A 21349-nucleotide genomic window follows, 5' to 3' on the forward strand; every position below is an offset into this window, starting at 1 on the left:
GCGAACGGTCGCCGCGCTGTAACGTCCGGGCTCTACACGACGGGAATCGAACATGTCGCGACACACACGAAACTGCGCCACTGCAATGCGACCCGGCTGCGAATGTCCGTGCTTGGGGGCGCGTCACGGCCTCGACGGCCGACTCATGTGGGCAGAATCTCTCAGTGCAGATATCCGCCTGAACCGAGCTCCGTCGGGTGTCAGCATCAATGCGCGAGCAAGGCAGGCCACGGCAAAGAAACGTCTTACGGTCCGGACGACACAAGCAAAGAAGTCCACGCGGTCGCAAGGGAATTCCAAGTCGAACACCACGGCAGCCTTGGAATACGCCCGCACCGTTGTAATGGTCCATTGGCTCATTGAGCATCCCACCGAGTTGAGCGAGCTCAGGTCCATCGTCGATCAGCTGATCACAGCATCCGAGAAGTTGTTGACCGGCACTCCGGAACAGAAGAAGGTACGTGCCGCGCGGATGCTCGACCATCTGTGGTGCGATCTCCTCGCCAGCATCGCATGCGGCCTCGAGCAGGTCGCCGAAGTCGAGTCCCGTACGAAGAAGAGGCTTGCCGAGGCGGTATCGCAGGCTGCCATGCGAGTCCTCGAGGACGCTCAGGGGGAGGCGCTGGCTGCGCCGACCGGCACGACTGTTACCGACATCCGCGGATCACGACGAGAAGATGACGAGGAAGCCGACACGGGATTGGAGCGCGCCGTCCTGGAGGGCTGCATCCAAGCGGTCGTCAAGGGAGCTCTCGACAGCGCGACCAGCGGCTTCGACGCCGGGCTCACCGCCATGCTCACCAAGATCCGCATCGCCGCGCTCATGCTGTGCCCCGATGTGGATGCACACGATCTGGTGTGGGACCACTGCTGGATCCCTCTCTGGCACGACGCGATTCTCGACATCACCCTCGAAAAGTTCGCAGAGGTGGTCCCCTCGCTGAAGCAGGAGACATCGACCGCCACGGACGCGTAGATCGCCTCCTCTCGCAAACCTCGCCCGCTGGCACGGGTCCGTAGGCTGGCTCGCATGGCGACAGTGATCCTCGTGCGGCACGGACGCACCACAGCGAACGCGACCGGGATCCTGGCGGGGCGCACCCCCGGCGTCGACCTCGACGACACCGGACGCGAGCAGGCCGACCGCACCGCTGAACGGCTCGCCGCCGTGCCGCTCGCAGCCGTCGTCTCCAGTCCGCTGCAGCGCTGCTGGGAGACCGCGCAGCGGATCCTCGATCGGCAGACGGGGAAGCCCGCCCAGCCCGTCGATCCCGACCTCACCGAGTGCGACTACGGCGACTGGCAGGGCCGCGCGCTCGGCGACCTCGCGAAGGAGGACCTCTGGTCGCGCGTGCAGTCGCACCCGTCGTCGGTCGTCTTCCCCGGCGGCGAGTCGATGGCCGGGATGCAGGCGCGCGCGGTCGCCGCGATCCGCCGTCACGACGCCGCCATCGAGGCCGAGCACGGACCGGGTGCCGTGTGGGTCGCGGTCAGCCACGGCGACGTGATCAAGTCGATCCTCGCCGACGCGCTCGGCACGCACCTCGACCTCTTCCAGCGCATCGACGTGGGCCCGGCGTCCGTCTCGATCGTGCGGTACGGCGCGAGCCGGCCCACCGTGCACGCGACCAACAGCGACGCGGGTGACCTCTCCTGGCTGGCCGCTGCCGGCGGATCCGGTGACGCTCCCGTGGGCGGCGGCGCCGGGCACGCGACGCCGTGATCTACCGCGCCTAGAGTGGAGGCATGCCCACACGAGCCCTCGAATTCGACTGGCCCGACCGGGCCGTGGTCGGCACCATCGGCCTCCCGGGCGCGCGCACGTTCTACTTCCAGGTGCGCTCCGGCCCGCAGCTGGTGACCATCGCCCTCGAGAAGCAGCAGTCCGCCCTGCTCGCGGAGAAGATCGACGAGATCCTCGACCAGCTCGTCACCGTCGAGGGCAACCCCTTCAGCGTCCCCACGAGCACGCCCCCGGAGCTCGTCGACAACGACCCGCTCGAGGACGTCGACGAGCGCTGGCGCACCGGCGCCATGGGCCTCGGCTGGGATCCGACGACGGCGCAGATCGTCATGGAGGCCTACCCCCTCGCGGACGACGACGACAGCGACGACTTCGACCTGCCGACCGCCGACGACGACGCGGCCGACACCGAGATGCTCGTGGTGCGGATGCCCGTCGGCGCGGCCCGCGCGTTCGCCAAGCGCACCCACGAGGTCGTCGGCGCCGGCCGCCCCATCTGCGCGCTGTGCGGCTACCCCATCGACCCCGACGGGCACGTCCACACCTTCCCCGACAACTGATGCCGGAGACGGACCTCGTCGCGGCCGAGCTGACGATCACCGGCCGGATCCGGACGGCGTCGAACGCGACGTTCCTCGGCACCATCGGTGACGTCGAGGTCGTCTACAAGCCCGTCGACGGCGAGAACCCGCTCTGGGACTTCCCCGACGGCCGGCTGGCCGACCGCGAGGTCGCCGCGTTCGCGGTCTCCGAGGCGCTCGGCTGGAACGTCGTCCCGCGCACGTGGCTCCGCGACGGCCCCCTCGGCGAGGGCATGGTGCAGCTCTGGCAGGACGAGGATCCGGACCAGGACGCCGTCGACCTGATCCCCGCGGCCGAGATCCCGGAGACCGGATACAAGACGGTCCTCGGCGGCGAGGACGAGGAGGGCAACACGGTCGCCCTCATCCACGAGGACACCCCGGCGCTGCGCCGCATGGCTGTCTTCGACGTGATCGTGAACAACGCCGACCGCAAGGGCTTCCATGTGCTCGCGATGCCGGACGGCCACCGCTTCGGCGTCGACCACGGCCTCACCTTCCACGCGGAGCACAAGCTCCGCACGGTGCTGTGGGGGTGGGTCGGGGATGCGCTGACCGCGGAGGAGCTCGAGGGCGTGGATCGGGTGCTCGCGGGGCTGGATGGGGAGCTGGGGCGGGAGTTGGCGGGGCTGTTGACGGTGGAGGAGGTCGCGGCGTTGCGCGATCGGTGCTCCAACCTGCGCTCGGAGGCGCAGTTTCCGGCGCCGGCCGGGCGGCAGTCCGCGGTGCCCTGGCCGCTCTTTTAGCAGCGCGCCGAAGACGTTCTTTGTCGCATAATGCGACAAACCGGCATTAGCTGCTGAGCATCGGAGGGGTGCTGGTGAGCGTTCCGGATACCGGAACGGCAGGCATCTGAGCATGATGTGTGTAGTACAAAGCTAGGCCAAGTGCCCTATGCGGACCGACTCGCCACGGCGCCGCACAGGGTTCGGTTACAGTGGACGAATATTTCGACGAACTGGGCCGCCTTGGCATTCACCCGGTAGTGCAGTAGTCATCGTCGAGGCGAATCATTTTCCGACTGCCCTTCCAGGTGAAGCGCACGCGGCCCACGGTCATCGACGGTCAAATCCTGCGCGCGGTGCCCTTGACGCGGGCGGCGACTGAAGGCACGGATGGCCACTGGTTGGATGTGACAATCCTTGTTTTTGCGCGATACGCGACCCTCGGGCAACGAGATGGCCTGGACGTCACATGGGCGACTACACCTTGCCCTTGTACGGATTAGGAGTACGAGCAGTCGCATTCCCACTGCGCTCCCAGGCGAAAGCGCTGTTGATGAGCAAAGCTGTTGCGATGAGAGTCACGAGCATGACGGGAATGGTGAAGGCCAGCACATAGCGAGTCCACATTTGCTCCGCCCACATTACCGAAACTGCACAAAGCAATGAAGCCGTTACTAGAACCGAGAAGCCGCCGAAGAGCACGAAGCGGATCGCGGACCCGAACCGCTCGACGATCCGCAGCGTGTACCTACCGCTGAGAGTCAGGACCGCGGTGCCACTCAGCGAGAGCCCACTCACGATCCCACCGATGGTGGCTACGTTTGTGAGGCCGGCCGCTAGCCGTTCGTCGCAGACGTCGGCCAGGAGCGCAGACAGTCCGATGCCCGCCCCAGCAACGACCGCTAGGCAGATCGCTAGCGTGATCCATAGCGAGTGGTCTCGCCTAGCCTCGGGCATGATGGGGTTCCTTAGTCATCGTTCATACGAAGCCCAACGAGGTCCGTCCGGTCAACGATGTATGCGTCGATGATAGATCCAAGCGCCGACAACGGCGTGAAGGCACGCGTGGTCCCGGTCCCGATGCGAACCTGCGTCTTCCGAGTCAGGCGGTGATGCAGAAGGTCAAGCTCGGTAGGCGGGGTGTCTGCTTCCGCTGTCACAGTGACCTGAGCCTTCTCAACCCGCCCCTGTAGTTCGCCAAAGTTCTGATTGAACCACTCGAGCATGATCTGCTCATCGCCGTGCGTGCTCTTCCCGCGGACGAGCGTCGCCTTGATCTCGATGCGAAGAGCACCTGGCGTCCGATTAGGACCGCGGAAGAGCGCCTTCACACCGCTCGCGTCATTGACAGCCGAGCCAAACTCGCCTGCATAGTTCACAAACTTCAGACCGTCAGCCTGTGAGAGCATCGCGACGCGCTCCTGGTCGATGACGGGACGAGCGAGCCAGGCGAAGTCTGGGTCGTCGAAGTCCCCGGCGGTCGCCTTAGTGAGCCAGTCCGCGAATGTCACGGCACGGGACGCGGATACCGACTCCGCGAGGATTCCGAACATGTTGCCAAATGGTAGGAACCACACGAAGAGGTTGTCGACTGGTTCCCAATCGTCGCCATCGAGACGCATAGCCTTCTGAGATCCCGATCGGACGTTCTCCTGGTTCGGTACGAAGTCCTTGCCGGAGGCTAGGACGATACCGTGGGTCACGTCGAGGTTCTCTCGTCCGACGGCATTGGGAACATCGCTTGTACCCAGTCCGTCGGCCCACTCTTCGGGCACCTGGAGGGGGTACGCGGTACCCGCCTGATCACGCCCGTCGATTACGTAATTCGTGCGCCTGTTGACGAAGCGGCGGAGCACGCCATCCCAATCGACTTCGTCAACACGAGCTCCGGTGCGCGCATCGACCAGACGCCAGTACTGGACCGTTCGCGTAACAGTTGTCTTCCGCGCCATGCCGGCCGGTTCCCTTCGTCGGGCGAGTAATTACCACCCGCTTTGCTGACGTTAGCTACGCGACGGCGGCATGTCGACCGCCAAAAAGGGGGGGTCCTGTCTCCGCAGGGACGAATGCCTACGCTCAATGACCCCGGACAGATGACTGAGCGGTCTCTGCGTGGTAAGACCGGGAGGGGGAGTCCATCGGCGAAAGGCACGGCAGAGGCAGTAGAGAGAGCACGCCTTCGTCTAGGCCCCGCTGCAGACACCAGGGCCGGCTGCTTGAAGTAGGAGGAATCGAGCCCTGCGGGGCCCCCTAGCGCCGCCTCGGATAAGGCGCGTCAGGGGCTGCTTCCACGGCCATAACCGCCGCGCTAGGGGACCTCTTCGGGGGCGCTCGCTCAACTCCTGCGGACTCGTAGCCCAACGCAGGGGCCTGAACGTCCGTATATCCGCACGACAGTTAAGAGGTCAGTTGTTGAACCGGAACTCCACCACGTCGCCGTCCTGCATGACGTACTCCTTGCCCTCGATGCGGGCCTTGCCCTTGGAGCGCGCCTCGGCGATGGAGCCGGTCTCGACCAGGTCGTCGAAGGAGATGACCTCGGCCTTGATGAAGCCCTTCTCGAAGTCGGTGTGGATCACGCCGGCCGCCTGCGGGGCCTTCCAGCCGCGGCCGATGGTCCAGGCCCGCGTCTCCTTGGGGCCCGCCGTCAGGTAGGTCTGGAGGCCGAGGGTCTCGAAGCCGATGCGGGCGAGCTGGTCGAGGCCCGACTCCTCCTGGCCGGTGCTCGCGAGCATCTCGGCGGCGTCCTCGGGGTCGAGCTCGATGAGCTCCGACTCGATCTTCGCGTCGAGGAACACGGCCTGCGCGGGCGCCACGAGGGCGGCCAGCTCATCCAGACGACCCTTGTCGCCGAGCACCTGCTCGTCGACGTTGAACACGTAGATGAAGGGCTTCGCGGTCAGCAGGCCGAGCTCGCGCACCGGCTCCAGGTCGATCTTGGACGCCGACAGCGGCTTGCCCGAGTCGAGCCACTCGCGGGCGGCCTTCGCGGTCTCGAGCACGACGGGCTCGATGCGCTTCGTCTTCAGCTCCTTCTCGTAGCGCGGCTCGGCGCGCTCGAGGGTCTGCAGGTCGGCGAGGATCAGCTCGGTGTTGATGGTCTCCATGTCGCTCGCGGCGTCGACGCGGCCGTCGACGTGCACGACGTCCTCGTCCTCGAAGCCGCGCACGACCTGCGCGATGGCGTCGGCCTCGCGGATGTTCGCGAGGAACTGGTTGCCGAGGCCCTCGCCCTCGCTCGCGCCGCGGACGATGCCCGCGATGTCGACGAAGGAGACGGGAGCCGGGAGGATCCGCTCGGAGCCGAAGAGGCCGGCGAGCACCTCGAGGCGCGGGTCCGGCAGGTTCACCACGCCCACGTTCGGCTCGATCGTCGCGAACGGGTAGTTCGCGGCGAGCACCTGGTTCTTGGTCAGGGCGTTGAAGAGCGTCGACTTGCCGACGTTGGGGAGACCGACGATCGCGATAGTGAGTGCCACGGGAGTCCATCGTACGGGGCGGGCCGGCTCCTCCCCCGCCCGCGGTCGGGCTGGGCTCTCCGGAGATCGGCGTCGGTCGTGCGTGGAACACTCGACCCATGCCGTTGGACTTCACCGCGATCGACTTCGAGACCGCCAACAACTCGTCGGCGAGCGCCTGCTCGGTGGGTCTCGTGAAGGTGCGCGACGGCGTCGTCGTCGAGACCGCGTCGTGGCTCATCCGGCCGCCCGCGGGGCACGACTCCTTCTCGGTCTGGAACACGCGGATCCACGGCATCGTCGAGGACGACGTGGCCGGCGCCGACGGCTGGGCCGACCAGCTGCCGCGCCTCATGGCCTTCGCGGGCGACGACCACCTCGTAGCCCACAACGCGCGCTTCGACATGGGCGTGATCCAGGGCGCGTGCAAGGCCACCGCGCTCATCCCGCCGCCGTACTCCTACCTCTGCAGCCTCCAGGTCGCGCGCCGCACCTACGAGCTCGACTCGTACCGGCTGCCGGTCGCCGCGCGGGCCGCGGGCTTCGAGGACTTCTCGCACCACGAGGCGCTGGCGGATGCGCGGGCGTGCGCCGCGATCGTCGTACATGCTGCCAGCCGCCATGGCGCCGCGTCGATCGCGGGGTTGGCCGAGGCGTCCGGCGTGGGCCTCGGCCGCATCGGCGCGCCGCGCACGCAGACCGTCACGCGGGCGTCGGCCGCCGCGACGCCGCCCATCGACTGGGTCTGATCCTCCCCAGGCCCGCCCCGCCGGATCCGCCCCTCGGGCGCGCGCCCCGCGTCCCGGCCGTGTCGGGGGCCGCTGGCACACTGCACGCATGGATCCCGTCATCGCCCTGCTCGTCGGCCTCGTCATCGGCCTGGCCGTGGGCGCGGTGGTCGGGATGGCGCTGTCGCGCGCCCGCTCGGGGGTGGATGCGCCGGGCAGCGCCGGCGAGGCCGCGCGCCTCGCTGCCGCGGAGGCCACGGTCACGGCGCTCCGCGAGCAGCTGCATCGCACGGAGCGGCTCGCCGAGGAGCAGGTCGCCCAGACCACCGCGCAGTTCGCCGAGCGCGCCCAGACGCAGGACGCCCTCCACCGCGAGCGGCTCGACGCACAGGAGTCCCACCTCCGCGAGCAGATCGGCCAGCAGGAGGACCGCATCGCGGAGCTGCAGACGCGGCTGCGCGAGATCCAGCGCGCCGAGGTCGCCCGCACCGAGGAGGACGGCCGCGTGCTCACCGCGCTCAGTCCGGTCGCTGAGAGCCTCAAGCAGGTGCAGGCCAAGGTGCACGAGCTGGAGGAGCAGCGCCGGCAGCAGCACGGCGAGCTGAGCGAGCAGCTGCGGAGCGCCACCGAGGCGGAGGAGCGGCTGCGCGCCACGGCCGAGACGCTCGCGTCCGCGCTCCGCTCGAACAGCACGCGCGGCGTGTGGGGTGAGACGCAGCTGCGGAGCGTCGTGGAGGCCGCGGGCCTCATCCACCGGGTCGACTTCGACGTGCAGACGTCCGTCTCCACGGCGCAGGGCGTCGGTCGGCCCGACATGGTCGTGCACCTGCCCGGCGGCAAGCACATCGCGGTGGACGCGAAGGCGCCCTTCACCGCGTACCTCGAGGCGAGCGCCATCCCCGCCTCGGCCACCGGATCCGAGGGCGCCCGCCGCGACGCGCTCATGAAGCAGCACGTGCAGGCGGTGCGCGACCACATCACGGCGCTCGGCAGCCGCGCCTACTGGGAGGGGCTCGACGCGAGCCCGGAGATGGTCATCGCGTTCATCCCGAGCGAGTCGCTGGTCTCGTCGGCGCTGGAGGCGGATCCGAGCATCATGGAGTTCGCGTTCTCCCGCCGGGTCGCGCTCTCCTCCCCCGTCACCCTGTGGTCGGTGCTCAAGACCGTCGCGTTCAGCTGGCAGCAGGAGGTGCTCACGGAGGACGCGAAGCAGCTCTTCGACCTGAGCCGCGAGCTGCACGCACGCCTCGCCACGAGCGGCGAGCACATCGCCAAGCTCGGCCGCTCGCTCACGGGCGCGGTCGGCGACTACAACCGCGTCGTCGGATCCCTGGAGCGCCAGGTGCTGCCCACCGCCCGCCGCCTCACCCGGCTCGACGAGTCCAAGGTCATCGGCACGCTCGAACCGCTCGAGGCCACCGCACGCGAGCTCACGGCCGACGAGTTCACCCGCCCCGCGTCCCCGGTCGCGGACACCCCCGCTGGGTAGAGTGGCGACCACGCGGGGCCCGGCCGCGGGATGCGCTCCCACCGGCCTATGGTTCACCGCGACAGCCGCACGGCGCCGCCGTGGATCCGCCGAAGGAGATGCACCATGCCCGTAGCAACCCCCGAGCAGTACGCCGAGATGCTGGATCGCGCCAAGTCCGGCGCCTTCGCGTACCCGGCCGTCAACGTCTCGTCGTCGCAGACCATCAACGCGGTCCTCCAGGGGCTCACCGAGGCCGGCTCCGACGGCATCATCCAGGTCACCACGGGCGGCGCCGACTACTTCTCCGGCCACACCGTGAAGAACCGCGCGGCCGGCGCGCTCGCGTTCGCGCGCTTCGCCACCGAGGTCGCCAAGAACTACCCCATCACGGTCGCGCTCCACACCGACCACTGCCCGAAGGACGCCCTCGACGGCTTCGTCCTCCCCATGATCGAGGCCAGCGAGGAGGAGGTCCGCGCGGGCCGCAACCCCATCTTCCAGTCGCACATGTGGGACGGATCCGCGATCCCGCTCAACGAGAACCTCGACATCGCGACGGACCTGCTCCCCCGCATGAAGGCCATCAACGCGATCCTGGAGGTCGAGATCGGCGTCGTCGGCGGCGAAGAAGACGGGGTCAGCCACGACACCGGCTCGCACCTCTACACGACCCTCGAGGACGCCATCTCCACGGTCGAGGCCCTCGGCCTCGGCGACAAGGGCCGCTACATGGCCGCGCTCACCTTCGGCAACGTGCACGGCGTGTACAAGCCCGGCGGCGTGCAGCTGCGCCCGTCGCTGCTCAAGGAGATCCAGGACGGCATCCAGTCGAAGTACGGCACGGGCGAGAAGCCGTTCGACCTCGTCTTCCACGGCGGATCCGGCTCCTCCGACGACGAGATCTCGGAGGCCGTCCGCAACGGCGTGGTCAAGATGAACATCGACACCGACACGCAGTACGCGTTCAGCCGCTCCATCGCCGACTCGGTGCTCCGCAAGTACGACGGCTTCCTCAAGGTCGACGGCGAGGTCGGCGACAAGAAGACGTACGACCCCCGCGCCTGGGGCAAGACGGCGGAGTCGGCCATGGCTGCCCGCGTCGTCGAGGCCACGCGCCAGCTCGGCTCGCACGGCAAGTCGCAGAGCTAGCGCGACCCGCGCGACGCCTGCGCGACGCGGCGTGAACGACGGAGGGGCCGGTCCACCAGGACCGGCCCCGCCGTCGTGCGCGCTGCGCGCCGGGTGCTACCCGCGGTTCATGACGAACTGCTGGAACGCCGGATCCGCCGTGAGCAGGCTCGACAGGAGCAGGGCGGAGACCACGGTCGCGACCACGACGCCGACCAGCGGGACCCAGAACGCGATGCGGCCGAGTCGGATCCGGCGGAGGGAGAGGGCCACGGTCGCCGCGAAGACGGACACCGTGATGACCAGGAGGGCCACTCCCACGGGGCCGGTCGCCGACGTGGGCGTGTACGCACCCGCGATGCCGAGGGCAGGGAACGCGCGGGAGAGGGCCCCCGGCAGGTCCGTGTACGAGCCCAGGCTGAACAGCAGGTTCAGCGCGCCCACCGCCAGCAGGGCGATCGTGACGGCGGCGTCGAGGCGTCGACCGGCACGGCGGGGCTCCTGCGTCGGCAGGTACCCCGGCCGACCGGGCTCGCTCGACGGACCGGGACCGGAAGTGGGACCGGCGGACGGCGAGAGCCGCGCCTGGCGACGCTCCGCCTCCGCGGCCTTCTCGGCGTCGCGGCGCTCGGCGAGCATCCGCTCGCGGGCGGCCTTGCGCTCCTCCGCCATCTGCTCGGCGAGGGTCTGCGGCGCGGCGGGTGCGGCGCCCTTCTTCGCACCGCGGCCCGCGGGGGCGGCGGGCGCATCGCGCTCCGCCTGCGCGCGGCGGTACTCGGCGGCCTCGGCGACGATGCGGGCATCCGCCTCCGACAGGCCGGACCCGTCCGAGGACGAGCCAGCGGACGACGACGACGACGCGTACTCGCCGTAGCGCGGGGCGGGTCGGCCGGGACGGCGCGGGCCGTCGTCGTCGCTCACGCGCGGGTGCGCCCGCCGATGGCGCGGGAGTCCGTGTTGCCGGACTGGTCCTTGCGCAGCTCCTTGGGGAGCGAGAAGACGAGGTCCTCCTCGGCCGTGACGACGGCGGTGACGTCGCCGTAGCCGGCGTCGGCCAGGTCGTCGAGCAGCTCCTGCACGAGGACCTCGGGCACGGACGCGCCGCTCGTGACGCCGACCGTCTGCACGCCGTCGAGCCACTCCTGCTTGACCTCGGACGCGTAGTCGACGCGGTACGACGCCTTGGCGCCGTACTCGAGCGCGACCTCGACGAGGCGCACGGAGTTGGAGCTGTTCGCGGATCCGATGACGATGACGAGGTCGGCGTCGACCGCCACCTTCTTGATGGCGACCTGGCGGTTCTGGGTGGCGTAGCAGATGTCGTCGCTCGGCGGATCCTGCAGGTTCGGGAAGCGGGCGCGGAGGCGGCGGACCGTCTCCATCGTCTCGTCGACCGAGAGCGTGGTCTGCGAGAGCCAGACGAGGTTGTCGGGGTCCTTGACCTCGATCACGTCGGCGTGCTCCGGGGAGTTGACCACGATGGTCTGCTCGGGCGCCTCGCCCGCGGTGCCCTCGACCTCCTCGTGGCCCTCGTGGCCGATGAGGAGGATCTGCATGTCGGCCTTCGCGAAGCGCACGGCCTCGCGGTGCACCTTGGTGACGAGGGGGCAGGTCGCGTCGATGGCCTGGAGGCCGCGGTCGGCGGCGCCCTGCACGACGGCCGGCGAGACGCCGTGCGCGCTGAAGACGACGTGGGCGCCCTCGGGCACCTCGTCGACCTCCTCCACGAAGACCGCCCCCATGCGCTCGAGCGTCGAGACGACGTGCACGTTGTGGACGATCTGCTTCCGCACGTACACGGGGGCGCCGTAGCGCTCCAAGGCCTTCTCGACGGCGACGACCGCGCGGTCGACGCCCGCGCAGTACCCGCGGGGAGCGGCGAGCAGGACCTTCTTGGGTCCTCCCACCGGGTTATCCTTGAGCCTGTTGCGGACGCCGGGCATCCGCGGCATCGACAGGCTGACGACGGGTGCTCCCACGAGTCGCTGGTCAGTGGTCGCTGTAGTCACGTGTCAATTGTATGCGCCCGATCTGGGCGTCGAGCGGGGTGGACGGATGAGCGAGACGCGCACGGTGTCGATGCCCGCGGCCGGCGCCCCCACGGTCGACGCACCCTGGCCCGTCTCGGTGCTCTCGGGCAAGGTCAAGGGCTGGATCGATCGGCTCGGCACGGCCTGGGTCGAGGGCGAGATCACGCAGTGGGGCGGATCCGGCGGCAACGTCTACGGGAAGCTCAAGGACCTCGACGTCGACGCCACCATCAGCTTCACCGTCTGGTCGTCGGTGCGCGCGAAGATCCCCGCGGACCTCGGCCAGGGCGCCCGCGTCGTCGCGCTCGTGAAGCCCAACTACTGGGTCAAGGGCGGCACGCTCACCATGCAGGTGCTGGAGATGCGCCACGTCGGCCTCGGCGACCTGCTCGAGCGGCTCGAGCGCCTGCGCCAGACGCTGCGCGCCGAGGGCCTCTTCGACGCCGACCGCAAGCGCCGCCTCCCGTTCCTCCCCGGCTGCATCGGCCTCATCACCGGCAAGGACTCCGACGCCGAGAAGGACGTGCTCCGGAACGCCCAGCTGCGCTGGCCGAGCGTGCGGTTCCGCGTCGTGCACACCGCGGTGCAGGGCGACCGCGCCGCGGGCGAGGTGACGCGGGCCATCGGCGTGCTCGACGAGGATCCCGAGGTCGACGTCATCGTCGTCGCGCGCGGCGGCGGCGACTTCCAGAACCTGCTCGTCTTCAGCGACGAGAAGCTGGTGCGCACGGCGGCCGCGTGCCGCACGCCGCTCGTGAGCGCCATCGGGCACGAGGCCGACCGGCCGCTGCTCGACGACGTGGCCGACCTCCGCGCGTCCACGCCCACGGACGCCGCCAAGCGCGTCGTGCCGGACGTGTCCGAGGAGCTGTCGCGCGTGCAGCAGGCACGGGCCCGCATCGGCATGCGGCTCACGTCGCAGGTGCGCGGCGAGATCGACCGCATCGAGCAGCTGCGCTCGCGTCCCGTGCTCACGAGCACGGCGTGGATCGTCGACTCGCGCGCCGAGGAGCTCGGCCGCTACATCGCGCGCTCCGCGGAGCTCGCGGGCCGCGTCGTCGAGCGAGGCGTGCAGCAGACGAGCGAGCTGTCCCGGCAGCTGCGCACGCTCTCGCCGCAGCACGTGCTCGACCGCGGGTACGCCATCGTGCAGACGGCCGACGGATCCGCCCTGCGCGCCCCCGCGGACGCCCCCGACGGCACCGGCCTCGTGCTGCGCCTCGCCGCCGGCGCGCTCGGCGCCACCTCCACCGGCCCCACCGACGACATCCCGTCGTCGGCCGCGCGCCTGCCCGCCTCGCCCGCCTCCGACGCCCGGCTCGCGTCCGGCCCCGAAAGCTAGGATCTCCCCCATGCCCACCAGCCCCGCCGACCCCGGCGCCGACACCGGCGCACGCCTGCCCGACGTCTCCGAGCTCAGCTACGAGGAGGCGCGCGACGCCCTGGTGCGCGTCGTGAACGACCTCGAGCAGGGCGCGACCACGCTCGAGGAGTCGATCGCCCTGTGGGAGCGCGGCGAGGCCCTCGCGGCCCGCTGCGAGGAGTGGCTGCTCGGCGCCAAGGCGCGCCTCGACGCCGCCCGCACCACCGCGTCCGACGCCGGCTGACCGTGGCGAAGGACCGCACGCCGAACGTCGTCGCCGAACTCGGCCGACCGGAGACCCCCGAGGAGACCGCCGCCCGCAAGGCCGCCCAATCCCGCCGGCACCGCGCCAAGCAGACGTTCCGCAACCTGCTGTACTCGCTCATCGTCACGGTCGCGACCGTCGCGGTGATCATCGCGCTCGTCCCCCGCTCGAACACCACGATCCTGCCCGACGTCGACTACGGCGCGGCGGCCTCCGAGGCCCAGGGCGGCTTCCCGCAGACGCTCGTCGTGCCCGACCTGCCGACGGCCTGGAAGAGCAACGACGCGGAGATCCGCCCGGCCGGCCGCGACGGCGTGGCCGTCTGGTACATCGGCCTCATCACGCCGAGCAACCGCTACATCGGCATCTCGCAGGGCATCGACGCGAACCCCACGTGGCTCGACGAGACGCTGCAGTCAGCGCCCGAGGTGAGCTCCGAGGAGATCGGCGGCCTCGAGTGGACGCTCTACGACAACGCGCGGGCGGAGGATCCGGGCAACGTCGTCCTGGCCGCGAGCGCGGTCGAGGGCGACAGCACCTACGCGATCTACGGCACGGCCGACGCGAACGAGCTGCGCACGGCGATCGAGGCGGTCGCCGCCGCGCGCACCGCCCCGGCGGGCACGACGCGGACACCCGCGCCGACGCCCAGCGACGGCACCACCAGCACCACCGCACCGGAAGAGGGGATCGAGGGATGACGGATCAGGCAGAGACCGTGCAGGAGCACACCGTGCAGGCGCCCGCCACAGTATGGGCGGAGATGGTGGAGGGCAACGCGCGCTTCGTCGCCGGCACGCCCGAGCACCCGCGGCAGGACGTGGAGCGCCGCGCCGCGCTCGCCCACGTGCAGCGCCCGGTCGCCGCGCTGTTCGGCTGCAGCGATTCGCGCCTCGCCGCCGAGATCATCTTCGACAAGGGCCTCGGCGACCTCTTCGTGATCCGCAACGCCGGCCAGATCATCTCCGACTCGGTGCTCGGCAGCCTCGAGTACGCCGTCGGCGTGCTGGGCGTGCCGCTCATCGTGGTGCTCGGGCACGACGAGTGCGGTGCCGTGCGCGCCGCCATCGAGAGCGCGGCGCCGGGAGCCGAGGTGCTGCCGCCCCACATCGCGAACCTCATCGCGCCCATCGCGCCGGCCGTGCGCCGGGTCGCGGGCGACCACGTCGTGCCCGCCGAGGTCGACGCGGGCGAGGTCGGCCGCCAGCACCTGCGCGGCACCGTGACCCGCATGCTGGAGGCGTCCGAGATGATCTCCGACAGGGTGGCGGCCGGTAGCCTGGCCATCGTCGGCGCCAACTACAAGCTCCTCGAGGGCACCGCGGTGCCCGACGTCATCGTGGGCGACATCCCCCGCTAGGGGCCGTCCGCGCTGATCCGCACACCCCGGCGGCCCCTCCGGCCCCGGCGCATCACCCGTCCCGAAGGAGAGAGAAACAGCGTGGTCGACACTTCCCCCGGATCAGACAGCGGCACGACGGACGAGTTCCGCATCGAGCACGACACGATGGGCGAGGTGCGCGTCCCCAGGACCGCCCTGTACGCCGCCCAGACTCAGCGTGCCGTCGAGAACTTCCCCATCTCCGGCCGTGGGCTGGAGCCCGCGCAGATCCAGGCGCTCGCCCGCATCAAGCGCGCCGCCGCGATCGTGAACGGCGAGATGGGCATCGTCGACGCCGACGTCGCCCAGGCCATCGTCGCCGCGGCGGACGAGGTGGCGGGCGGATCCCACCACGAGCACTTCCCCATCGACGTGTACCAGACGGGCTCCGGCACGAGCTCCAACATGAACATGAACGAGGTCCTCGCGGCCCTCGCCACGGCGTCGCTCGGGAAGCCCGTGCACCCGAACGACCACGTCAACGCGTCGCAATCGTCGAACGACGTCTTCCCCACCTCGGTGCACGTCGCCGTCACGGGCGCGCTCCTCGCCGAGCTGATCCCCGCCCTCGAGCACCTCGCCGAGGCGCTGGAGACCAAGGCCGAGGCGTGGAAGGGGCTCGTCAAGGCGGGCCGCACGCACCTCATGGACGCGACCCCGGTCACGTTCGGGCAGGAGTTCGCGGGCTACGCGCGCCAGATCCGCCTCGGCATCGAGCGCGTCCGCACCGCGCTCCCCCGCGTCGCGGAGGTCCCGCTCGGCGGCACGGCCACCGGCACGGGCATCAACACGCCGCTCGGTTTCCCGCAGAAGGTCATCCAGGTTCTCGCGGACGACACGGGCCTGCCCGTCACCGAGGCGCTCGACCACTTCGAGGCGCAGGGCGCGCGCGACGGCCTCGTCGACGCCTCCGGCGCGCTGCGCACCCTCGCGGTGAGCCTCACCAAGATCTGCAACGACATCCGCTGGATGGGCTCGGGCCCCAACACGGGCCTCGGCGAGCTGCACATCCCCGACCTGCAGCCCGGATCCTCGATCATGCCCGGCAAGGTCAACCCGGTCATCCCCGAGGCCGTGCTCATGGTGTGCGCGCGCGTCATCGGCAACGACGCCACCGTCGCCTGGGCGGGTGCGTCGGGCCTGTTCGAGCTCAACGTCGCGATCCCCGTGATGGGCTCGTCGCTGCTCGAGTCGATCCGCATCCTCGCCTCCTCCACGCGCCTGCTCGCCGACAAGACCGTCGACGGCCTGCGCGTCAACGAGGAGCACGCGCGGGCGCTCGCGGAGTCGTCGCCGTCGATCGTCACGCCGCTCAACCGCATCATCGGCTACGAGGCCGCGGCGAAGATCGCCAAGCACTCGGTCGCGCAGAAGATGACGGTGCGCGAGGCGGTCGTCGACCTCGGCTACGTCGAGCGCGGCGAGATCACCGAGGAGCAGCTCGATGCGGGCCTCGACGTGCTGCGGATGACGGCGCCCGGCCTGTAGCCGCGAGGGTCGAGGCATGACCGCCGACCGGGGCTCCGTGGAGGAGCCGCGCACGCCGCTCGCGGCGGTGGACGCGGCCATCGCCGCGCACCCGCTGTCGTCGGAACGGGTGACTCGGGCCAACGCGATCATCGAGGCGTCCGACCGCGACGACAAGGCAGCCGTCGAGGCGCGGCTAGCCGAAGAGGGCCTCCCCGGGCTGGCGGAGCTCGGGAAGATCCAGGTGCGCCACTCGGTCAGCTGGTGGAGGCTGCACCGCCGACGCCGCAAGATCCTCGCCCGGCTCGACCGCTAGCGGAACCAGGACGCCGACGGGCGCCGCTCCCCTCGGGGACCGGCGCCCGTCGTCTTGCGGGGAGCGGGAGGATCACATGGGGTCGCCGTCGAGCAGCCCGGTGACGAGCGCGGCGATCGCGCTGCGCTCCGAGCGCGTCAGCGTGATGTGCCCGAACAGCTCGTGGCCCTTCAGCGTCTCGATCACGCTCGCGACGCCGTCGTGCCGGCCGACCCGCAGGTTGTCGCGCTGGGCCACGTCGTGCGTGAGCACCACGCGCGAGTTCTGGCCGATGCGGCTGAGCACCGTGAGCAGCACGTTCCGCTCCAGCGACTGCGCCTCGTCGACGATCACGAACGCGTCGTGCAGCGAGCGCCCGCGGATGTGGGTGAGCGGCAGCACCTCGAGGATCCCCCGCTCCACCACCTCGTCCATGACGTTCTGCGAGACCACCGAGCCGAGGGTGTCGAACACGGCCTGCGCCCACGGGTTCATCTTCTCGGTGGCGTCACCCGGCAGGTAGCCGAGCTCCTGGCCGCCCACGGCGTACAGCGGCCGGAACACCATGATCTTGCGGTGCTGCTGCTTCTCCAGCACCGCCTCGAGCGCCGCGCACAGGGCGAGCGCCGACTTGCCGGTGCCCGCGCTGCCGCCGAGGGACACGATGCCCACCTCGCGGTCGAGGAGCAGGTCGATCGCGAGCCGCTGCTCGGCCGAGCGGCCCTTGAGGCCGAAGACCTCGCGGTCGCCGCGGACGAGGTGCACGGTGCCGCGGCGCACGACGCGGCCGAGCGCGGGGCCGCGGTCGGAGCGGAGCACGACGCCCGTGTTGACGGGCAGGTCGCCGACCGCACGGGTCTGCACGGTGCCGCTGTCGTAGAGGTCGGCCATCTGCTCGGCGGAGAGCGTGACGTCAGCCATGCCCGTCCATCCGCTGTCCACGGCGAGCTCGGCGCGGTACTCCTCCGCCATGAGGCCGATGGAGGCGGCCTTCACGCGCAGCGGCATGTCCTTCGAGACGACCGTGACCGCGAGGCCCTCGGTGGAGAGGTTCAGGGCGACCGCGAGGATCCGCGAGTCGTTGTCCCCGAGCTGCAGGCCGTTGGGGAGGCCCGCCATGCTCGAGTGGTTGAGCTCGACGCGCAACGTGCCGCCCGCGTCGCCCACCTCGATGGGGAAGTCGAGCCGCTCGTGCTCCTCGCGGAGCTGGTCGAGGTGGCGGAGCGCCTGGCGGGCGAAGTAGCCGATCTCCGGATCGTTCCGCTTCGACTCCAGCTCGGTGATGACGATCACCGGGATGACGACCGCGTGCTCCGCGAAGCGGAAGAACGCGCGCGGGTCGGACAGGAGGACGGAGGTGTCGAGCACGTACGTGCGCTCGGCCTGCGGCGTCCCCTCCCCTCGGCTGGCGCGTCGTGCGGTGCTGCTCTGGCTGTCCATCGGGGCCACGGGCCACTCCATCCCCGAGCGTTCGCGCTCGGATCCTGACGGCGATCGGGCCACGGTGGCGAGAAGAGATCCAGCGGCCCTCTCGATCGGGCGCCATGCCCGATGAGTGGAACCTACGTCGCGCACCCGCGCGGTGACCAGTGCGACGCGGGTCCGGATGTGTCGTGGACATTAACTCTTGCTCCGCGCGGCCGGCCGACGCGACGGCGGCGAGCGCGGGGCGGCCGCCTCAGGACCCGAAGCGGCGCTGGCGCGAGGAGTAGTCGCGGAGAGCGCGGAGGAAGTCGACCTCGCGGAGGTCCGGCCCCAGCGCCTCCATGAAGTACAGCTCGCTGTGCGCCGACTGCCACAGCATGAAGTCGCTGATGCGCTGCTCGCCCGAGGTGCGGATCACGAGGTCCGGATCCGGCTGGCCGCTGGTGTACAGGTGCTCGCCGATGAGGGCCGGCGTGAGGAGCCCCGCGAGGTCCTCCAGCGTGCCGCCCGCGAGGTGGTGCGCGAGCACGATGCTGCGCATGGCGTCCGCGATCTCGGTGCGCCCGCCGTAGCCGACCGCGAGGTTGATGTGCAGCCCGGTGTTGCCCTTCGAGCGCTCCTCGGAGGCGTCGAGCCGGGCGATGAGCTCGGGCGGCAGGCCCTCGTCGGATCCCACGTGCTTGACGCGCCAGTCGCGGTGCTCGGAGAGGTCCTCCGCGAGCTGGCCGATGATGTCGATCAGCGCCGTGAGCTCGTCGCTCCCGCGGCCCGTGAGGTTGTCGGTGGAGAGCAGGTAGAGCGTCGTGACCTTGATGTCGAGGTCGTCGCACCACTCCAGGAACTCGAGGAACTTGGCCGCGCCGGCGCGGTGCCCGTGGGCGGCGGACTCGAGGCCCAGCTGGCGGGCCCAGCGGCGGTTGCCGTCGAGGATCATCGCGATGTGGTGCGGCAGCGAGCTGCGGTCGAGGCCGCGACGGATGCGCTTCTGGTACGCCCGGTAGAGCAGACCGCGCCACGGTCGGATCGGCTTCTCTCGCACGGAGGCAACGCTATCCCACGCGCCCGGGAGCCCGGATCGCCCGCCCGGGTGACGTCCCCCGGGCTGTCCTACACTCGCAGGATGACGCGCGACGCCTCCTCCTCCTCGCCGCTCGGCGACACCCCGGAGGAGGACGCGTCGGTCGCCCACCTCCCGCTCGTGGAGGACGCGCAGGACGTCGGCCCGGAGCCGAAGCCCACCTGGCGCGGCTGGCTGCACGCGGGCATGACCCCGGTGGCGCTCGTGCTCGGGATCGTGCTCATCGCGGTGGCCGACGGCGCCGCGGCGCGCATCGCGTGCGCCGTGTTCGTCGCCTCGTCGCTGCTGCTGTTCGGCGTCTCCGCGGTCTACCACCGGTTCGACTGGTCGCCGCGGGCGAAGATCCTCCTCAAGCGGATGGACCACGCCAACATCTTCCTGCTCATCGCGGGCTCCTACACGCCCATCACGGTGCTGGCGCTGCCGCACGAGAAGTCGGTGCTGCTGCTCTGGCTGGTGTGGTCGGGCGCCGCGCTCGGCGTGCTCTTCCGCGTGTTCTGGATCCACGCCCCGCGCTGGCTCTACGTGCTGCTCTACCTGGTGCTCGGCTACGCGTCGCTGGTGTTCATCGTCGACTTCTTCCGCGCCGACGCCGCCATGATGACGCTGATCCTCGCGGGCGGCCTCGCCTACACGGTCGGCGCCGTCGCGTACGCGCTGAAGCGGCCGAACCCCTGGCCCGGCCGCTTCGGCTTCCACGAGATCTTCCACGCGTTCACCCTGGTGGCGTTCCTCTGCCACTGGACGGGGATCCTGCTGGTGGCGACGCACCCGCCCGTCGTCTGATCAGGCGGGTGCGTCGGCGCCCGCTACAGGTACGGCTGCACGTTCTCCTTGTAGGCCGAGGTGAGCTGCGTCGCGGCGGCCGGGAACACGGCGGCGGGATCCGCGCCCTGCGAGAGGATCTGCGCCCACGGCTGCTGCAGGTAGGTGTCGCCGTTGGGGATCAGCGTCCGCGCCCAGTCCTGCGAGCGGACGTGCTCGAGGCTGTCGTACACGGTGCGGAAGGCCGGGTTCGACGCCCAGAAGCCCGTCAGGTCGGACGACTCGCCGGCCGAGGTGCGCACCGGGGCATAGCCCGTCTTCTTGGCGAAGGCGACCTGCTGGTCGACCTCGGTGACGTGCTTGATGAACATGCCGGCGGCGAGCTGCTGCTCCTTGGTCTTGCTGCCGACCACCGCGAGGCCCGTGCCGCCCGTGGGGACGAACTGCCCCTGCGGACCGCCGGGGAGCACGCCGGTGCCGACGGGGAACTTGGCGCTGGCGGTGACGATGCCGACGGCACCGGCCGAGGCGATGGTGCACGGCGCGAGGCCGCCCGCGAAGTCGACGGCGGTGTCGCCGCTGGCCGCCGCGACGTTCGCGATCTTGGAGTCGAAGACGAGACCGCGGGCGTAGCCGGCCGCCTCGAGGGTCTCGGGCTGGTCGAGCTTCAGGTCCCAGCCGTCGGAGTACTGGCCGCCGCGACCCCAGAGCATGTTGCTCATCGCCCAGGTGCCGATGGATCCCTGCGGCAGGCGGACGGCGGGCGTGCCGCCGGCGGCCTTCATGATCGCCGGCGCCCACTCCTCGAGCTCCGCCCAGGTGTCGGGCGCGCGGTCGGGCAGGCCGGCCTCCGACCAGATCGACTTGTCGTAGTAGAAGATCGGCGTCGACCGGGCGTACGGCACGGCGTAGCGCGCGCCGCCGTAGAGGTAGTCGTCGAGGAACACCTTGTTGTAGTCGTCGAGCTGGAAGTCGAGGTGCGCCATGAGGCCGTCCATCGCGATGGACTGCTTGTTGACCATGTAGCGGAACCACCAGGTGTCGCTCGCGTTCACCATGTCGGGCATGCTGTCGGTGCCCGCGGCCGCCTGCAGCTTCTGCGCGATCTCGTCGTAGCTCGCGCCGCCCGTGACGACGTTGACGGTGATGCCCGTCTTCGCGAGGAAGTCGGCGGCGAACTGCGCCTCGAGGTCGGAGGTCTGGCCGGGGTGCGTCGTCCACCAGGTGATGTCCTTCGCGGGCTGCACGCCCTCCCAGTCGGTGTCGGGCGCGGCGGTCGCCGCGGCGCCGCCGACCGAGGGGCCCGAGCAGGCGGCGAGGAACGCGGTGCCGCCGAGCACGGCGCCCATCTTCAGGACGTCGCGGCGGTCGAACGGGCGGGAGGCGGCGGCGCGGAAGGCCGAGCGCGGGTCGATGGGCATGCTTCTCCTGGGGATCGGGTCGGT

At 70.5% G+C, this 21349-nt stretch carries 22 protein-coding genes; 14 read left to right on the forward strand and 8 right to left on the reverse strand.

The genetic code is table 11. The annotated features are described in order from the left end of the window. Positions 1-145 precede the first annotated feature (145 nt). Genes PED38_RS02460 through PED38_RS02475 form a run of 4 tightly spaced genes read left to right on the forward strand, consistent with a single transcriptional unit; the run spans position 146 to position 3071 of the window. Positions 146-976 carry a hypothetical protein gene (locus PED38_RS02460; protein WP_270979505.1) on the forward strand — a complete coding sequence of 277 codons (831 nt, stop codon included), beginning with the start codon at positions 146-148 and terminating at the stop codon, positions 974-976. A gap of 54 nt (positions 977-1030) precedes the next feature. Further along, positions 1031-1723: a histidine phosphatase family protein gene (locus tag PED38_RS02465; protein ID WP_270979507.1), complete on the forward strand. Its 693-nt coding sequence runs from the start codon at positions 1031-1033 to the stop codon at positions 1721-1723. 23 nt (positions 1724-1746) lie between these two features. Then, a complete protein-coding gene (locus PED38_RS02470; RefSeq protein ID WP_270979508.1) occupies positions 1747-2304 on the forward strand; it encodes a DUF3090 domain-containing protein in 558 nt (185 codons plus the stop codon). Then, positions 2304-3071: an SCO1664 family protein gene (locus PED38_RS02475; protein ID WP_270979510.1), complete on the forward strand. Its 768-nt coding sequence runs from the start codon at positions 2304-2306 to the stop codon at positions 3069-3071. Before PED38_RS02470 ends, PED38_RS02475 begins: the two co-directional genes overlap by 1 nt. Before the next feature lie 456 nt (positions 3072-3527). Here the strand turns inward: PED38_RS02475 and PED38_RS02480 are convergent, their stop codons facing one another. The 3 genes from PED38_RS02480 to ychF form a co-directional block, all read right to left on the reverse strand. Next, a complete protein-coding gene (locus PED38_RS02480) occupies positions 3528-4007 on the reverse strand; it encodes a hypothetical protein (RefSeq protein WP_270979513.1) in 480 nt (159 codons plus the stop codon). Between the two features lie 11 nt (positions 4008-4018). Beyond that, positions 4019-4825 (reverse strand): hypothetical protein, encoded by an 807-nt coding sequence (locus tag PED38_RS02485; RefSeq protein ID WP_270979516.1) that lies wholly within the window; start codon positions 4823-4825, stop codon positions 4019-4021. A 630-nt stretch (positions 4826-5455) separates the two neighbouring features. Beyond that, positions 5456-6529 carry a redox-regulated ATPase YchF gene (ychF, locus tag PED38_RS02490; RefSeq protein ID WP_270979519.1) on the reverse strand — a complete coding sequence of 358 codons (1074 nt, stop codon included), beginning with the start codon at positions 6527-6529 and terminating at the stop codon, positions 5456-5458. Positions 6530-6627: 98 nt separating this feature from the next. On the opposite strand from ychF, the gene PED38_RS02495 reads away from it, so the two are divergent. The 3 genes from PED38_RS02495 to fbaA all read left to right on the forward strand — a co-directional run bounded on the left by PED38_RS02495 (position 6628) and on the right by fbaA (position 9856). Beyond that, positions 6628-7257 (forward strand): 3'-5' exonuclease, encoded by a 630-nt coding sequence (locus PED38_RS02495; RefSeq protein ID WP_270979522.1) that lies wholly within the window; start codon positions 6628-6630, stop codon positions 7255-7257. A gap of 88 nt (positions 7258-7345) precedes the next feature. Continuing rightward, on the forward strand, positions 7346-8725 hold the full coding sequence (locus PED38_RS02500; protein ID WP_270979524.1) for a DNA recombination protein RmuC: 1380 nt from the start codon (positions 7346-7348) through the stop codon (positions 8723-8725). Between the two features lie 105 nt (positions 8726-8830). Continuing rightward, a complete protein-coding gene (gene fbaA / locus PED38_RS02505; RefSeq protein ID WP_063072593.1) occupies positions 8831-9856 on the forward strand; it encodes a class II fructose-bisphosphate aldolase in 1026 nt (341 codons plus the stop codon). Positions 9857-9952: 96 nt separating this feature from the next. Here the strand turns inward: fbaA and PED38_RS02510 are convergent, their stop codons facing one another. Together PED38_RS02510 and PED38_RS02515 are read right to left on the reverse strand one after the other, a co-directional pair. Next, positions 9953-10756: a DUF6264 family protein gene (locus PED38_RS02510; RefSeq protein ID WP_270979526.1), complete on the reverse strand. Its 804-nt coding sequence runs from the start codon at positions 10754-10756 to the stop codon at positions 9953-9955. Next, a complete protein-coding gene (locus tag PED38_RS02515) occupies positions 10753-11787 on the reverse strand; it encodes a 4-hydroxy-3-methylbut-2-enyl diphosphate reductase (protein ID WP_270979893.1) in 1035 nt (344 codons plus the stop codon). The genes PED38_RS02510 and PED38_RS02515 overlap by 4 nt, the downstream gene beginning before the upstream one ends. A gap of 103 nt (positions 11788-11890) precedes the next feature. On the opposite strand from PED38_RS02515, the gene xseA reads away from it, so the two are divergent. From xseA to PED38_RS02545, 6 genes are all read left to right on the forward strand, one after another. Then, a complete protein-coding gene (gene xseA / locus PED38_RS02520) occupies positions 11891-13207 on the forward strand; it encodes an exodeoxyribonuclease VII large subunit (protein ID WP_270979527.1) in 1317 nt (438 codons plus the stop codon). A 10-nt stretch (positions 13208-13217) separates the two neighbouring features. Further along, a complete protein-coding gene (locus tag PED38_RS02525) occupies positions 13218-13472 on the forward strand; it encodes an exodeoxyribonuclease VII small subunit (protein ID WP_270979530.1) in 255 nt (84 codons plus the stop codon). A 2-nt stretch (positions 13473-13474) separates the two neighbouring features. Further along, entirely contained in the window at positions 13475-14194 is a 720-nt protein-coding gene (locus PED38_RS02530) for a DUF4245 domain-containing protein (RefSeq protein ID WP_270979533.1), read from the forward strand. After that, positions 14191-14853: a carbonic anhydrase gene (locus tag PED38_RS02535; protein WP_270979535.1), complete on the forward strand. Its 663-nt coding sequence runs from the start codon at positions 14191-14193 to the stop codon at positions 14851-14853. The genes PED38_RS02530 and PED38_RS02535 overlap by 4 nt, the downstream gene beginning before the upstream one ends. An 81-nt stretch (positions 14854-14934) precedes the next feature. Further along, positions 14935-16362: a class II fumarate hydratase gene (locus PED38_RS02540; RefSeq protein WP_270979538.1), complete on the forward strand. Its 1428-nt coding sequence runs from the start codon at positions 14935-14937 to the stop codon at positions 16360-16362. A 16-nt stretch (positions 16363-16378) separates the two neighbouring features. Then, the gene (locus PED38_RS02545; protein ID WP_063072580.1) at positions 16379-16657 is read left to right on the forward strand and encodes a hypothetical protein; all 279 of its coding nucleotides are present in this window, start codon (positions 16379-16381) and stop codon (positions 16655-16657) included. A 72-nt stretch (positions 16658-16729) separates the two neighbouring features. Here PED38_RS02545 and PED38_RS02550 read toward each other — a convergent pair whose 3' ends face one another. After that, positions 16730-18076 carry a PhoH family protein gene (locus tag PED38_RS02550; RefSeq protein ID WP_063072591.1) on the reverse strand — a complete coding sequence of 449 codons (1347 nt, stop codon included), beginning with the start codon at positions 18074-18076 and terminating at the stop codon, positions 16730-16732. Between the two features lie 238 nt (positions 18077-18314). After that, on the reverse strand, positions 18315-19100 hold the full coding sequence (locus PED38_RS02555; RefSeq protein ID WP_270979541.1) for an isoprenyl transferase: 786 nt from the start codon (positions 19098-19100) through the stop codon (positions 18315-18317). Between the two features lie 81 nt (positions 19101-19181). Between PED38_RS02555 and trhA the strand changes: the two genes are divergently transcribed. Next, complete coding sequence (gene trhA / locus PED38_RS02560; protein WP_270979543.1) at positions 19182-19925, forward strand: PAQR family membrane homeostasis protein TrhA; 744 nt, start codon at positions 19182-19184, stop codon at positions 19923-19925. A gap of 23 nt (positions 19926-19948) precedes the next feature. On the opposite strand, the gene PED38_RS02565 is transcribed toward trhA, so the two are convergent. Beyond that, the gene (locus tag PED38_RS02565) at positions 19949-21325 is read right to left on the reverse strand and encodes an extracellular solute-binding protein (protein WP_063072577.1); all 1377 of its coding nucleotides are present in this window, start codon (positions 21323-21325) and stop codon (positions 19949-19951) included. Between the last annotated feature and the right edge of the window lie 24 nt (positions 21326-21349).

The sequence above is a fragment of the Clavibacter sp. CT19 genome, from assembly GCF_027858075.1.
In the GTDB taxonomy this organism is placed as follows: Bacteria; Actinomycetota; Actinomycetes; order Actinomycetales; family Microbacteriaceae; genus Clavibacter; species Clavibacter tessellarius_A.